Consider the following 13,946-nt stretch of genomic DNA (forward strand, 5'->3'; position numbering starts at 1 on the left):
TTTCGAAGGCGATATGTTTTCGGGCGTCATGGGGTGGTCAAGCGATCCGCGTAGGATTGGGTGACTGTCGCTGGCGCCCATCGGTGCCTGAGATGGGTCCAATCAGCCCGGCCAGTCCGGCTTCAACGGAGGTAAAGGTCATGACGAAGGTTCCGTCATCCGAAGAGATCATGCGGTCCGCCAGTGCGGAAGCAGTCGCCGAGACGGCGATCGCGCGCACCGGTCTGCCTCCCAAACAGGGTCTCTACGATCCGCGCAACGAACATGACGCCTGTGGCGTTGGCTTCATCGCCCATATGAAGGGGCAGAAGTCGCATCAGATCGTCAAGGACGGGTTGTTCATCCTCGAAAACCTCACCCATCGCGGCGCCGTCGGCGCTGATCCGCTGATGGGCGATGGTGCGGGCATTCTTGTGCAGATCCCCGACCGTTTCTTCCGTGAGGAAATGGCGGCCCAGGGCATCACCCTGCCGAAGGCGGGCGAATATGCCGTCGGTCACTTCTTCTTCCCGCAGGACGAAGAGCAGATCGCGCATTTCAAGCAGGTCATCGCCGAAGTCTGTCAGTCCGAAGGTCAGCACCTGATCGGCTATCGCGACGTGCCTGTTGACAATTCTTCGCTGTCCAAGGCGCCTGAGATTGCTGCAACCGAACCGCGCCAGATCCAGGTCTTCATCGGCGCCGGTCGTGATGCCGCAACCCAGGATGCATTCGAGCGTCGCCTGTTCCTGCTGCGCAAGGTGATCTCCAACCGCATCTACGACCAGTATGGCGGCCAGGAAACCGGCTTCTATCCCGTTTCGCTGTCGTCCTCGACGATCGTCTACAAGGGCATGTTCCTCGCCTATCAGGTCGGTGCCTATTACAAGGATCTTGCCGATCCGCGCTTCGAGTCTGCCGTTGCCCTCGTGCACCAGCGCTTCTCGACCAACACCTTCCCGTCGTGGAAGCTGGCGCACCCGTACCGCATGGTCGCCCATAACGGCGAAATCAACACGCTGCGCGGCAACGTCAACTGGATGGCGGCGCGCCAGGCCTCGGTTTCCTCGCCGCTGTTCGGCGACGACATCTCCAAGCTCTGGCCGATCTCCTATGAAGGCCAGTCGGACACGGCCTGCTTCGACAACGCGCTCGAATTCCTGCAGCGCGGCGGCTATTCGCTCGCGCATGCGGTGATGATGCTGATACCGGAGGCCTGGTCGGGCAACCAGTTGATGTCGAAGGAGCGCAAGGCGTTCTACGAATATCATGCAGCCCTGATGGAGCCGTGGGACGGTCCGGCTGCGGTCTGCTTTACCGACGGCCGCCAGATCGGCGCGACGCTCGACCGTAACGGCCTGCGCCCGGCCCGCTATATTGTCACTGACGACGACCGCGTCATCCTGGCTTCCGAAGCCGGCACCCTGCCGGTGCCGGAAGAGCGCATTGTCAAGAAGTGGCGTTTGCAGCCGGGCAAGATGCTGCTCATCGACATGGCGGAAGGCCGCATCATTTCCGACGAGGAAGTGAAGTCGTCGCTTGCCGGCAGCCATCCCTATCGCGAGTGGCTGGATCGCACGCAGCTCATCCTCGAAGACCTGAAGCCGGTAGAGCCGCGCGCGCTTCGCCGCGATGTGTCGCTCCTCGATCGCCAGCAGGCCTTCGGCTACACCACTGAAGACACCAAGCTCTTGATGTCGCCGATGGCCACCACCGGTCAGGAAGCGATCGGCTCGATGGGGACCGATACGCCGATCTCGGCGATGTCGACGAAGTCGAAGCTGCTCTACACCTATTTCAAGCAGAACTTCGCCCAGGTCACCAACCCGCCGATTGATCCGATCCGCGAAGAGCTCGTCATGAGCCTCGTCTCCTTCATCGGCCCGCGCCCGAACATCCTCGACCATGAAGGCATGGCGAACGCCAAGCGCATGGAAGTGCGCCAGCCGATCCTGACCAATGGCGATCTGGAAAAGATCCGCTCGATCGGTCATGTCGAAGATCGCTTCGATACCAAGACGCTCGACTTCACCTATGACGTCAGCCGTGGCGCCGAGGGCATGCCGGAGATGCTCGATCGCCTCTGCGAGCGGGCGGAAGCGGCTGTGCGTGGCGGGTACAACATCATCGTGCTCTCCGACCGTCAGATCGGCCCTGACCGCATCGCCATCCCGGCGCTGCTCGCGACCGCTGCCGTTCATCACCATCTGATCCGCAAGGGGCTGCGTACCTCGGTCGGTCTCGTGGTCGAATCCGGCGAGCCACGCGAAGTGCATCACTTCTGCTGTCTCGCGGGCTTCGGCGCCGAGGCGATCAACCCCTATCTCGCCTTCGACACGCTGCTCGACATGCACAAGCATGGCGAGTTCCCCAAGGAAGTGTCGGAAGACGAAGTCGTCTACCGCTACATCAAGGCTGTCGGTAAGGGCATTCTGAAGGTCATGTCCAAGATGGGCATCTCGACCTACCAGTCCTATTGCGGCGCCCAGATCTTCGACGCTATTGGTCTTTCGTCCGAACTGGTCGACAAGTATTTCTTCGGCACTGCGACGACCATCGAGGGCATTGGCCTCGAGGAAATCGCCGAGGAAACCGTCGCCCGCCACCTCTCGGCTTTTGGCAAGGATCCGGTTCTCGCCAGCACGCTCGATGTCGGCGGTGAATATGCCTACCGCATGCGTGGCGAAAACCATGCCTGGAGCCCTGATTCGATCGCGTCGCTGCAGCATGCCGTGCGCGGCAACAGCCAGGACCGCTACCGCGAATTCGCCGAGATGGTGAATGACAGCAATTTGCGGATGAACACGATCCGCGGCCTGTTCAAGATCAAGAAGGCTGAAGACCTTGGTCGCAAGCCTGTTTCGATCGATGAGGTCGAGCCTGCTGTCGATATCGTCAAGCGCTTCTCGACCGGTGCCATGTCCTTCGGCTCGATCAGCCGTGAGGCGCATACCACGCTCGCGATTGCCATGAACAAGATCGGCGGAAAGTCGAACACGGGTGAAGGTGGCGAGGAAAGCGATCGTTACCTGCCGCTCGCTGACGGTTCCTCGAACCCCGAGCGTTCGGCGATCAAGCAGATCGCATCGGGCCGCTTCGGTGTGACCACCGAATATCTGGTCAATGCCGACGTGCTGCAGATCAAGGTCGCGCAGGGTGCAAAGCCCGGCGAAGGCGGCCAGCTGCCCGGCCACAAGGTCGATGCGACGGTTGCCAAGACGCGTCACTCGACCCCGGGCGTCGGCCTGATCTCGCCGCCGCCGCACCACGACATCTATTCGATCGAAGATCTGGCGCAGCTCATCTACGACCTGAAGAACGTCAATCCTGTGGCCGACATCTCGGTCAAGCTCGTCTCGGAAGTCGGCGTCGGCACGGTTGCTGCCGGCGTTGCCAAGGCACGCGCCGATCATATCACGGTCTCGGGTTTCGATGGTGGCACGGGCGCGTCGCCGCTCACCTCGTTGAAGCATGCGGGTAGCCCATGGGAAATCGGTCTTGCCGAGACCCAGCAGACGCTGGTGCTGAACGGTCTGCGTTCGCGCATCGCGCTGCAGGTTGATGGCGGGTTGAAGACCGGCCGTGACGTCATCATCGGCGCGCTGCTTGGCGCCGACGAATTCGGCTTTGCGACCGCACCGCTGATTGCGGCCGGCTGCATCATGATGCGCAAGTGCCATCTGAACACGTGTCCCGTCGGTGTTGCCACCCAGGACCCGGTCCTGCGTAAGCGCTTCAAGGGTACGCCCGAGCATGTGATCAACTACTTCTTCTTCGTTGCCGAAGAAGTGCGCGAGATCCTCGCCTCGCTCGGCGTGACCAAGCTCGACGAGATCATCGGTGCTTCGGAACTGCTGGAAAAGGACGAGATGCTCGCCCACTGGAAGGCCAAGGGGCTCGACTTCTCGAAGATCTTCCACAAGGTCGATGCGCCGAAGTCCGCTACCTACTGGACCGAACGCCAGAACCATCCGATCATCGACATTCTCGATCGCAAGCTGATTGAGAAGGCGATGCCGGCGCTCGAAGCCAAGCAGCCTGTCGTCTTCGACGTTGATATCAAGAACGTTGACCGCTCGGCCGGTGCCATGCTTTCGGGCGAAGTCGCCATGCGCTACGGCCACAAGGGCCTGAAGGATGATACTATTCATGTCACGCTGAACGGCACTGCCGGTCAGTCCTTCGGCGCTTTCCTGGCGCGTGGCATCACCTTCGATCTCGTGGGCGATGGCAATGACTATGTCGGCAAGGGCCTCTCGGGTGGTCGCATTGTCGTGCGTCCGCCGGAGAATGCCCGCATCGTTGCCGAGAACTCGATTATCGTCGGCAACACCGTTCTCTACGGTGCGATCTCCGGCGAGTGCTATTTCCGCGGCGTGGCCGGCGAACGTTTCGCTGTCCGCAACTCGGGTGCTATCGCCGTCGTCGAGGGCGTGGGTGACCACGGCTGCGAATACATGACGGGCGGCGTGGTCGTCGTGCTCGGCGAAACGGGCCGCAACTTCGCAGCCGGCATGTCGGGTGGTGTCGCTTACGTGCTTGACGAGAGCGGCGATTTCGCCAAGCGCTGCAACATGGCCATGGTCGAACTCGAGCCGGTTCCAGAAGAGGACGACATGCTCGAGAAGCTGCACCATCACGGCGGCGACCTCATGCACAAAGGCCTTGTCGACGTATCCGGTGACATGACCCGCCACGACGAGGAGCGCCTCTACCAGCTGATCTCGAACCATCTGCACTATACTGGCTCGAACCGCGCCAAGCAGATCCTCGACAGCTGGGCGGAGTATCGCCCGAAGTTCCGCAAGGTCATGCCGGTCGAATACCGCCGTGCGCTTGAGGAAATGGAACGCATGCGCATGGGCGTGGCTGCGGAGTGAACCGCAAGGGACGTTTTGTCCATATCGGAATGGCCGTGGTGATTGCCGCGGCCGTTCCAACGGTCGCCGCACTGGTCAATGGTGCGCTTGTTTTGGAATTCGTGGTGCTGGGGGCGGTAATCGGTTTCGCCTACTGGTACTGGGGGCCGCAATGGCCGCCTCTGTGAGCTGAGGGAAAGAATATGGGCAAGGTTACAGGTTTCATGGAAATCGACCGGCAGGTGGCGAAGTATCAGCCGGCCTCCGACCGCATCCGCCATTTCCGCGAATTCACGATCCCCATGTCGGATGCCGAGGTGACGAAGCAGGCGGCACGCTGCATGGATTGCGGCATTCCCTATTGCCATGGTCCGACCGGCTGTCCGGTGCATAACCAGATCCCTGATTGGAACGACCTCGTCTATAACAACAAGTGGGAGGAGGCGATCCGCAACCTCCACTCGACGAACAACTTCCCTGAATTCACGGGTCGCGTTTGCCCGGCTCCTTGCGAGGAAGCCTGCACGCTGAACCTCGAGGATACGCCGGTCGCGATCAAGACCGTCGAGCAGGCGATTGCCGACAAGGCCTATGAACTCGGCTTCATCGTGCCGCAGCCGGCGACCATCCATACCGGCAAGAAGGTCGCAATCATCGGCTCCGGCCCGTCGGGTCTCGCCGCTGCCCAGCAGCTCGGCCGCGCGGGGCATGAGGTGCATGTCTATGAGCGCGAGTCGAAGCCCGGCGGCTTGTTGCGCTACGGCATTCCGGACTTCAAGATGGAAAAGAACTTCATCGATCGCCGCGTCGAGCAGATGCAGGGCGAAAATGTCACCTTCCATTGCGGCGTCAACGTCGGTGTTGACGTGACCGTCGAGAAGCTGCGCGCGGACTATGACGCAGTCCTGTATTGCGGTGGTTCGGAAACGCCGCGCGAGGCCGGCATTCCCGGCGTCGAGTTCCATGGCGTGCATGATGCCATGCCCTATCTCGTGCAGCAGAACCGCCGCGTTGGTCGCGAAAACATCGACAGCATCGGCTGGCCGGCCGATCCGATCCTCGCCGGTGGCAAGCATGTCGTTGTCGTCGGTGGTGGTGATACGGCGTCTGACTGCGTCGGCACGGCCTTCCGCCAGGGCGCCGTCAAGGTGACCCAGCTCGACATCCGCCCGCGTCCGCCGCAGACGGAAGACAAGCTTGCGATCTGGCCTTTCTGGGCGACCAAGATGCGCACCTCGTCCAGCCAGGCCGAAGGTGCCAACCGCGAATTCCAGGTGGCAACGCTCGAATTCGTCGGCGAAGACGGCGTGCTGACCGGCGTGAAGTGCTGCCAGGTCGACGAGCGCCGCAAGCCGATCCCGGGCACCGAGTTCATCATCAAGGCCGATCTCGCCTTCATCGCCATCGGCTTCTCCGGTCCGTTCACCGACAGCGTGCTGAAGGATCTCGACGGCAAGCTCGAACTCAATACCGACCGTCGCGGCTCGACCAATGTCGTTGCCAACGACAAGGATTATCGTTCGTCGGTCGACAAGGTCTGGGTCGCAGGTGACGCCCGTCGCGGCCAGTCGCTGGTCGTCTGGGCGATCCGCGAAGGACGCCAGGCCGCGCGCGCCATCGACGAGGCGCTGATGGGGGAGAGCGTGCTGCCGCGCTGATCCTCGGCAAAGTCGAGATAGTTTAAAAAGGGGCCGCTTTCGAGCGGCCCCTTTTGCGTTGGATGTATTGACGGGATCAGGGTGTCGCAATGACCGGTGTGGGGGGGGCTGAAGGTGTCGACTCAGCTGGCCGCTTCACATAGTCCACCCGCCCGGCCGGGGGATCCGGCAGGCGACCGTTCTGGACGAGCTGGTCGCGCGGTGTCGGGAAGGTCGAGGAGGCCGGCACGGTTCCGCCCAGCAGTTCGTCGGCGCCGTCGAGCTCAGGGTCGAACAGATCGATCGGCGGGGTGGTGACGATCGCCTTGTTCTCCGATGGCGACAGGGTCACCAGCTCGGGCAGATTGCTGGCGTCGAGGCGGACGAGATCCGGGCTCGTCATGTCGCCGAGATAGCGGCGTACGGATTTTTCGACATAGAAAGCGAGCTTGCGTTTGCCGGGGCCGGTAAAGCCGATGCCGTCATTGCCGCGCAGGCGGACCGGCTGGCCATTGATGTCGGAGCCGGTAACGATGAAGCGCCCTTCCTGGTCGACGAATCCTTCCCAGATATCGACGAATTCGCCGTTCACCTTCTCGATGCTCGATCGATAGATGGTGTTGAGGCGCAGGGCGTCCGCAGTCATGTTTTGCGGGCGGAAGGCCGGCAGCCCGACCCAGATGATCGGGACACGCGTTTCCGCAGCGACGCTCGCCAGGCGCGCGACCCGGTCGCCATAGGCGGTGAACCAGGGATCGGTCCGGAAGTCGAGGCGGCCGGTCGGGGTTACCAGTTGCTGGCGGTCGTTGGCGCCGATCTGGATGACCACGACGCTCGGTTTGAGATCGCTGACGAGTGCTGGCAACTGGCCCGGCCAATCGTAGAAATCGTCCCGCACCAGGCCGGAGGATCCATTGGCGCGGTTTTCTACAACGACGCCGGGTGAGTCCTCGAAGGCGGTCTTCAAACCGTCGCCGAGTGCGCTTGCAACGAAGTCTCCGAGGACGAGGACCGTCTTTGCATTGTCGAGCTTTGGCGGCGGCGGGGGTGCTGCGACCGCGCGGGTGGATTGCGGCCGGGTGTTGATCGTGGTCACGCTGCCACTGGTCTTCTTGCGGGTATTGGTTTCCCGCGGCCGCTGGACGTTCTGTGGCGGGACATAGGTCGGCTGGCGTTCGCCGAAGAGCAGGTCGAGGAGAGTGCGGCGGCGTTCCGGCTGCTGGGCTTCGGCAGACGTGGTGATGAATGCGGTCGCGACGACTGTCAGCGCCAGACCGAGCGTCATGAGGCGGGCGAAGGTTCCGCGCGGGCTCGTCAAGTCACACTCCATGGGCGAAGGCGGCAGGCTCAAAATGCATCCGCCGCGCTCTCTTGTTTCTGGAGCGCGGCGGATGCCAAGTCAACAGGTGCGCTTGCTGCGGACCCGTATCAGTTACGCAGCTTGTCGAGCAGGACGCGTGACGGCTGGCCGTCCACGGACATGCCGAGCCGCTGCTGGATGGCGGTGATAGCCGCCTTCGAGCCTGAGCCGAAATTGCCGTCGATCTTGCCATCGTAATAGCCAAGCGCCTGAAGACGGGTCTGGAGCTCGAACTTTTCCTTGACGTCGAGCGAACCGTCGGGGCGCGGCCAGCGCTGCTGCATGCCGCCATAGCCGGCAATCTCGTCCGCCAGCAGGCCAACGCCCAGGGCGTAGCTGTCAGCGGCATTGTAGCGCTTGATGACGAAGAAGTTCTTGGTCATCAGGAAGCCCGGGCCGTTGGCGCCACCGAGCATCTTGAGCTCGGCGCGTTCGCTGCCGTTCCTGAAACCCTTGCCGGATGGACGGGCGAAGCCCAGCGCCTGCCACTGGGCCACCGTCTTGGTCTGGCCAGCATATTTGTTGCCCCCTCTCGGGACGGCGATCTCGTAGCCCCAGGTACGGCCGGTCTGCCAGTCATTCTTGGCAAGCAGATTGGCGGCGGTGGCGAGTGCGTCAGGAATCGAATGCCAGATGTCCTTGTCGCCGTTGCCGTCGGCGTCGATGCCGTAGAGCAGGTAGCTTGTCGGAATGAACTGGGTGTGGCCCATGGCGCCGGCCCAGGAGCCCATCAGGTTCTTGTTGGTCACGTCGCCGTTCTGCAGCATCTTGAGCGCGGCAATCAGCTGTGTGCGGGCAAACTTTGCGCGCTTGCGGTCGGCATAGGCAAGCGTGGCCAGCGAACGCGGCACATTGTGCAGGCGGTCCGGACGCTCAAGAGCTGCGCCATAATTCGATTCCATCGACCAGATCGCGAGCAGCACATGCTTGTCGACGCCGAAGTGGTTTTCCAAGGCTGTCAGCAGGCGCCCGTGCTTGGCCAGCATCTCCTGCCCGACCTTGACCGTGTACGGGTTCACGCGGCTGTCAAGGTAATCCCAGATCTGGTGCTTGAACTCCGGCTGATAGGCCGCCTTTTCCAGCACGAACTGGTCAGGCTCGGTCACGCCGGTGAACGCCTGGCGATAGGTGCGCTCCGTAATGCCGGCCTTTGCGGCGACAGGATAAAAGTCGCGGATCCACTTCTGGAAACCGGCGTCCGCGAAGGCTTCCATGGGCATGAGCGCTGTCGTCAGCGTCAGGGCAATGGCGCCGAGCAGGCTGGGGCGGTGTCTTTTCATGGGCATCTCCCGTGCATTCTCGTGTTGGCAGCCGGAACAAGGCTGTTCACCACAGGTTAATGCTGTTCAGTCAACAAACCCTTTACCATGTTGTCCGCCCAAGCTTTGTCTTTGCCATTTTGAAGCAATTGTATGTTACTGGGCGTGACTGCGTTATGAAGACGTTAATCGATTTAGATCCTCGAGGAGGAATGAGTGGTTCAGACTAAAAAGCTCCGTAAAGCCGTTTTTCCCGTGGCCGGTCTCGGTACGCGTTTTCTCCCCGCCACCAAGGCGGTCCCGAAAGAAATGCTCACCGTCGTCGACAAGCCTGTCATCCAGTATGTGGTTGACGAGGCCATCGAAGCCGGGATCGAGCACTTCGTTTTCGTGACCGGCCGCGGCAAGGCGGTCATCGAGGACTATTTCGACATCCAGTTCGAACTCGAACAGACCCTGAAGGCCCGCAACAAGAACGCCGAACTTTCAATGCTCGACGAACTCCAGCCGACAGCGGGTCAGACCAGCTTCACGCGGCAACAGGAGCCGCTGGGTCTCGGACATGCCGTCTGGTGTGCTCGTGACATCGTGGGGCATGAACCTTTCGCCCTTCTCCTGCCTGACATGATTATGCGCGGCGAAAAGGCCTGCCTCAAGGGCATGGTCGAACTTTATGAAAAGACCGGCGGCAACATTGTGGCGGTCGAGGAATGTGCGCCGGATCAGGCCCACAAATACGGCATCGTTGGCGTCGGTGACGCGCTCGAAGGCGGCTTCAAGATCACGCAAATGGTCGAGAAGCCTGCCAAGGGCACGGCACCTTCCCACTTCTTCATCAACGGCCGCTACATCCTGCAGCCTGAGATCTTCGAGATCCTGTCGACCCAGGAGCGTGGCGCCGGCAACGAGATCCAGTTGACCGACGGCATGCTGAAGCTCGCCAATGACCAGCCGTTTGCCGGTTACCACTTCAAGGGCCAGACCTTCGACTGCGGTTCCAAGGACGGCTTCATCCTGGCCAATGTCGCCTTTGCCATCGAGCGCGCCGACATTCGTCCGGCCATCGAGGACCAGTTGAAGGCGCTGCTCGCCGCGCTGAAGTGAAATGATATCCTGACCGCCGGGCTCAGCGCTTGGCGGTCAGGCCTACCAATGCCGTCACCGTGCTGTTGTCGGTGCCGGTCTTGTAGTTGGTGCGCTCGTAAGCGAGATCTGCCGTCGCATCGAGATAGCGATTGACCTTCCACGTCAGGCCGGCGCCCGCAAGATAAGCGGTCGTATCGCTCGCATTCGCATTTCCGTCGTAGTTCGTGAAGGTTGTCCCGCCGGTCAAGCGCGCCACGAGGTTCGTGCGCAGGTCGTGGGACAGCGCAGCGGTGACGCGGTGGATCGTTGCGCCGTTGACACCGGCCGTGGTCGATGGATCGATGCTGGTGTCGAGCGAGAGATCGATGCTGGTGCCGTCCTGCGGCGACCAGAAGATGTTGCCATCCACCGTCATCGCTGACAGTTCTGCCAGACGCGCGTCCTCGAAAGTCTGATGTTCGTAGCCGAGGGCGATTTCGCCGCGCAGCTTCTCTCCCAGATCGACTGCCACCCCGACCTTGGCGCCATAGAGATCCGCCGAGCGCCGGTATCCGGACGAATCGACGGCTTCGTCATAGTCGATCCGCCCAATCGTGCCTTCGATGAAGGGGGTGAGGGCAGGCGAGATCTCGTATCCGAGGCGGCTGCTGAGCGTATAGCGATTGCGGTCGCGATCGCTGCGTTCGAGGATGCTGCCATTGGACAGCTTGGCATCCGAATATTGAAAGCGGGTGAAATCGCCGGCGATCGAGCCGCGGATCACACCGAAGTCGCGTTCGACCGACAGGCCAGTCCCGAACTGGTTGACACCCGACTGGACCCGGGCGCCGGATACGGCGTTCGGGTCGTCGCTATCCTCGCGGCTGAAATTGTAAGACCCGGAAAGCGTCGCGATGGTGTCGTCGGCGAGATCGAGACGCAGGCGCGCGTCGATATTGGAGCGAGGCTTGTCGTTGTCCGTGCCCGACAGCGTTTCCTGCCATGCGCCTTCGGCTCCGACATTCAGCTCATGTCTCGACCAGTCCGAGGTCAAAGTACCCTTCAGTCCGGTTTCCGAGAATGTGCGGTTGGTTTTGACGTCGCCGGACTTCTCCCGCTCGGTGCCCAGTTTCTGGCTGATCGACGGCCGAAGGATCATGCTGCCAAGGCGAATGCCGGTGCCGTCTTCGGCGTCCAGGGCATCGCGGCGAATTCGGGCGGCCGTCGGGTCGTCGAGGCGGGTCTCGCGCAGGTTCTGGCGGCCGATGTCGTCGTCCAGCGGCAAGACATCGGGATCAGCAAGCGGGTCCACCGGGAATGTGTTCGGGGCAATCGTGGCCGCCGTGGTCGGATCGCTCGCCACGGCAGGTGCCGATGTCGACGTTTCGCCCACGCGAGTCGCGATGCCTTCCGGGCCGATTCCGGGCGTTGGCGTGCCGCTTGACGCAGCGCCTGTCGAGGATTGCGGCGTGGGGCGGGTCTCTTGGGCTACGACCAATGACGGGTGCACGAGTGCCGACAGCGCGAGTGCGCCGGCAAAAGCGCGCAGTCCCAGGCGGCGTGCGCCGCGCGTGTCCCGATTTTCGACTGAAGTCATGCTTGCGCCCGGCGATCTGTAATGCTTACCCAATCGTAAAGCCTGGTGGTTAATGTTTGGTTTCGCCGGTGAATGGCGATCAGGCAGGCGTTGCCGAAGATGCGGCATGCACCACGAGAATTTACAGCAGCCGACAAACGCAGTATGGGACGACATGATCAAGCGCGCAGTCAATCTCGTTGAAGCCAGTGCCACCGAATCCGCTCTTCGCGTCATCTCGACCGAGCGGGAGGGGCTTCGTGTCCTCGAAGAGGCCTTGGCCGGGCCCTTGGCCGCACCCTTTTGCAATGCCGTCAAGACGATCGGCGGGATCGGCGGTCGCGTGATTGTCACCGGGGTCGGCAAGAGCGGGCATATCGGTTCGAAGATTGCCGCCACCTTTGCCTCGACCGGCACGCCGGCCTTCTTTGTCCACCCATCGGAAGCCAATCACGGCGATCTCGGTATGATCGCGCAGGATGATGCGATCCTGGCGATCTCCTGGGGGGGCGAAACGACGGAACTTCAGGGCATTCTGAGCTTCTCGCGCCGTTTCTCGATCCCGCTGATCGCCATTACGGCGGGTGAAAATTCCACGCTCGCCCGCAATGCCGATGTCGTGCTGTTGATGCCGAAGGTTCAGGAGGCCTGCCCGCACGGGCTCGCGCCGACGACCTCGGCTGTGCTGCAGCTTGCCATCGGCGATGCGATTGCGATTGCCCTTCTTGAAGCCCGCGGGTTCTCGCCGTCGGACTTCCGTACCTTCCATCCAGGCGGCAAGCTCGGTGCGGCGCTCACCCATGTGCGCGACATCATGCATACCGGCGATCGCCTGCCGCTGGTGGCGCTCGGTACGCCCATGCCCGAGGCGGTCAAGACCCTGTCTCACAAGCATTTTGGCTGTGTGGGCATCGTGGACGACGCCGGCAAGCTCTGCGGCATCGTGACGGAAGGCGACATGGCGCGTAATCTCGCCCGGGATCTGTCTATCCTTGACGTCGATGATGTGATGACCCGCAATCCGAAGGTCATCAAGGGCGACGCCCTCGCGACGACCGCCGCGGCGATGATCAACAAACATGGCATAGGTGCGCTGATCGTCGTCGATGACGAGAACACGCCCGTCGGCCTCATTCACTTCCACGATCTGCTCAGGATCGGTGTCGCCTAAGCGGGCCTCAAGAGAAGCTCTCAGGCCAATCTCGTGCGCCATGAATGATCGCCAGGATTTCCACGCGCGCGCCCACTCTGTAAACGACGATGTAGGGTGTGCGGGAAACCACGAGTTCCCGCGTGCCGCTCACCCTGCCTAGGCGGCCGACGTTCGGATTTTTAGCCAAGAGCGCCTTCGTTTGATCGAAGATCCTTTTGGCCAGACGTGTCGCTGCCGCTGGTCGCCTGTCTGCAATGTAATCCTGAATCGCTTCCAGATCTTGGATCGCTGGAAGTGTCCAGACCACCAGCGTTAGCCGGGCCGATACTTGTTCAATACCCGGTCTATTTCCGCCTCAGACGCGAAGTCACCCCGATCGGCTGCTTCGATTGCAGCCTTAACTTTGCCGATGAAGTGCTCCTGCCAGGCAATCGAGTGACCCTGCTCCAGGGCATCCTGGATGATCCTTGAACGCGATACGCCCGCGCGCGCGGCAAGCGCATCGATCCTGGCTGCGAGATCCGGCGTGATGTCGAGTTCGATTGTCATGGACCCACTATGCCATGCTTTGCCGCGCATTCAAGCGTGGACCGGCTCAAGCCTCTTCCACTGTCAGATCGCGACCGTCGCTTGAGACGATCCGCACGCGGGCGCCGCCTGGCAGGTCCGGGCCGGAGACCAGCCAGAAGGTGTCGTCCAGCCGGATACGGCCGCGGCCCTCGCGGATGGGCTCGGCCAGCACAGCGGTGCGGCCGACGAGGCTTGCGCCACGCTGATTGAGGAGTGGTTCGTCACTCGACGTCTCGAGGCGGGTGAAGAGACGGCGACCGGCAAGCGTGAAGGCGACGGCGCTTGCCGCAAAGACCAGCGACTGGATTTGCCACGACCAGAAGCCCGCATCCCAAAGCAGCAGCGACAGCACACCTGTCAGGATGGCGCCGAGGCCGATCCAGACCAGGAAGACGCCGGGCATGACCAGTTCGGCCGCAAGCAGCAGCATGCCGAGGACCCACCAGCTCCAGGGACCGAGTTCGGCGATGATCCGCGCCAGCATGGCG

11 protein-coding genes are annotated in these 13,946 nt (G+C 62.1%); 5 read left to right on the top strand and 6 right to left on the bottom strand.

Annotated elements, in window-relative coordinates:
- The first annotated feature begins 140 nt into the window (after nt 1-140).
- From gltB to BSY240_RS19615, 3 genes are read left to right on the top strand one after another with little or no spacing between them, the layout of a single operon-like run.
- Entirely contained in the window at nt 141-4,859 is a 4,719-nt protein-coding gene (gene gltB, locus BSY240_RS19610; protein ID WP_069043438.1) for a glutamate synthase large subunit, read from the top strand.
- Nucleotides 4,856-5,026: a hypothetical protein gene (locus BSY240_RS24220; RefSeq protein ID WP_156322714.1), complete on the top strand. Its 171-nt coding sequence runs from the start codon at nt 4,856-4,858 to the stop codon at nt 5,024-5,026. The genes gltB and BSY240_RS24220 overlap by 4 nt, the downstream gene beginning before the upstream one ends.
- A gap of 15 nt (nt 5,027-5,041) precedes the next feature.
- Nucleotides 5,042-6,496 (top strand): glutamate synthase subunit beta, encoded by a 1,455-nt coding sequence (locus BSY240_RS19615; protein ID WP_054148220.1) that lies wholly within the window; start codon nt 5,042-5,044, stop codon nt 6,494-6,496.
- A gap of 76 nt (nt 6,497-6,572) precedes the next feature.
- Here BSY240_RS19615 and BSY240_RS19620 read toward each other — a convergent pair whose 3' ends face one another.
- Together BSY240_RS19620 and BSY240_RS19625 are read right to left on the bottom strand one after the other, a co-directional pair.
- On the bottom strand, nt 6,573-7,793 hold the full coding sequence (locus BSY240_RS19620; protein ID WP_083229680.1) for an SGNH/GDSL hydrolase family protein: 1,221 nt from the start codon (nt 7,791-7,793) through the stop codon (nt 6,573-6,575).
- A gap of 110 nt (nt 7,794-7,903) precedes the next feature.
- Entirely contained in the window at nt 7,904-9,055 is a 1,152-nt protein-coding gene (locus BSY240_RS19625) for a lytic murein transglycosylase (protein WP_442856019.1), read from the bottom strand.
- A 255-nt stretch (nt 9,056-9,310) separates the two neighbouring features.
- Between BSY240_RS19625 and galU the strand changes: the two genes are divergently transcribed.
- Nucleotides 9,311-10,198, top strand: coding sequence for a UTP--glucose-1-phosphate uridylyltransferase GalU (gene galU, locus BSY240_RS19630; RefSeq protein WP_069043441.1), 888 nt, complete (start codon nt 9,311-9,313; stop codon nt 10,196-10,198).
- A 22-nt stretch (nt 10,199-10,220) separates the two neighbouring features.
- On the opposite strand, the gene BSY240_RS19635 is transcribed toward galU, so the two are convergent.
- Nucleotides 10,221-11,756, bottom strand: a complete 1,536-nt coding sequence (locus BSY240_RS19635) for an outer membrane beta-barrel protein (RefSeq protein WP_069043442.1) — start codon at nt 11,754-11,756, stop codon at nt 10,221-10,223.
- A gap of 154 nt (nt 11,757-11,910) precedes the next feature.
- Here BSY240_RS19635 and BSY240_RS19640 point away from each other — a divergent pair, with 154 nt between their 5' ends.
- On the top strand, nt 11,911-12,906 hold the full coding sequence (locus BSY240_RS19640; RefSeq protein ID WP_069043443.1) for a KpsF/GutQ family sugar-phosphate isomerase: 996 nt from the start codon (nt 11,911-11,913) through the stop codon (nt 12,904-12,906).
- Nucleotides 12,907-12,913: 7 nt separating this feature from the next.
- Here the strand turns inward: BSY240_RS19640 and BSY240_RS19645 are convergent, their stop codons facing one another.
- From BSY240_RS19645 to BSY240_RS19655, 3 genes are read right to left on the bottom strand one after another with little or no spacing between them, the layout of a single operon-like run.
- A complete protein-coding gene (locus BSY240_RS19645) occupies nt 12,914-13,195 on the bottom strand; it encodes a type II toxin-antitoxin system RelE/ParE family toxin (RefSeq protein WP_069043444.1) in 282 nt (93 codons plus the stop codon).
- A gap of 5 nt (nt 13,196-13,200) precedes the next feature.
- The gene (locus tag BSY240_RS19650) at nt 13,201-13,437 is read right to left on the bottom strand and encodes a CopG family ribbon-helix-helix protein (protein ID WP_054148226.1); all 237 of its coding nucleotides are present in this window, start codon (nt 13,435-13,437) and stop codon (nt 13,201-13,203) included.
- 46 nt (nt 13,438-13,483) lie between these two features.
- Complete coding sequence (locus BSY240_RS19655) at nt 13,484-13,942, bottom strand: NfeD family protein (protein ID WP_006726899.1); 459 nt, start codon at nt 13,940-13,942, stop codon at nt 13,484-13,486.
- Between the last annotated feature and the right edge of the window lie 4 nt (nt 13,943-13,946).

Origin of the sequence: Agrobacterium sp. RAC06, from assembly GCF_001713475.1 — a bacterium.
Lineage (GTDB): Bacteria > Pseudomonadota > Alphaproteobacteria > Rhizobiales > Rhizobiaceae > Allorhizobium.

Coding starts and splice junctions, on each gene's coding strand:
- BSY240_RS19655 (WP_006726899.1), bottom strand. CDS start 13,942: ATGCTGGCGCGGATCATCGCCGAACTCGGTCCCTGGAGCTGGTGGGTC.
- BSY240_RS19635 (WP_069043442.1), bottom strand. CDS start 11,756: ATGACTTCAGTCGAAAATCGGGACACGCGCGGCGCACGCCGCCTGGGA.
- BSY240_RS19615 (WP_054148220.1), top strand. CDS start 5,042: ATGGGCAAGGTTACAGGTTTCATGGAAATCGACCGGCAGGTGGCGAAG.
- BSY240_RS19650 (WP_054148226.1), bottom strand. CDS start 13,437: ATGACAATCGAACTCGACATCACGCCGGATCTCGCAGCCAGGATCGAT.
- BSY240_RS19625 (WP_442856019.1), bottom strand. CDS start 9,055: ATGCCCATGGAAGCCTTCGCGGACGCCGGTTTCCAGAAGTGGATCCGC.
- gltB (WP_069043438.1), top strand. CDS start 141: ATGACGAAGGTTCCGTCATCCGAAGAGATCATGCGGTCCGCCAGTGCG.
- BSY240_RS19640 (WP_069043443.1), top strand. CDS start 11,911: ATGATCAAGCGCGCAGTCAATCTCGTTGAAGCCAGTGCCACCGAATCC.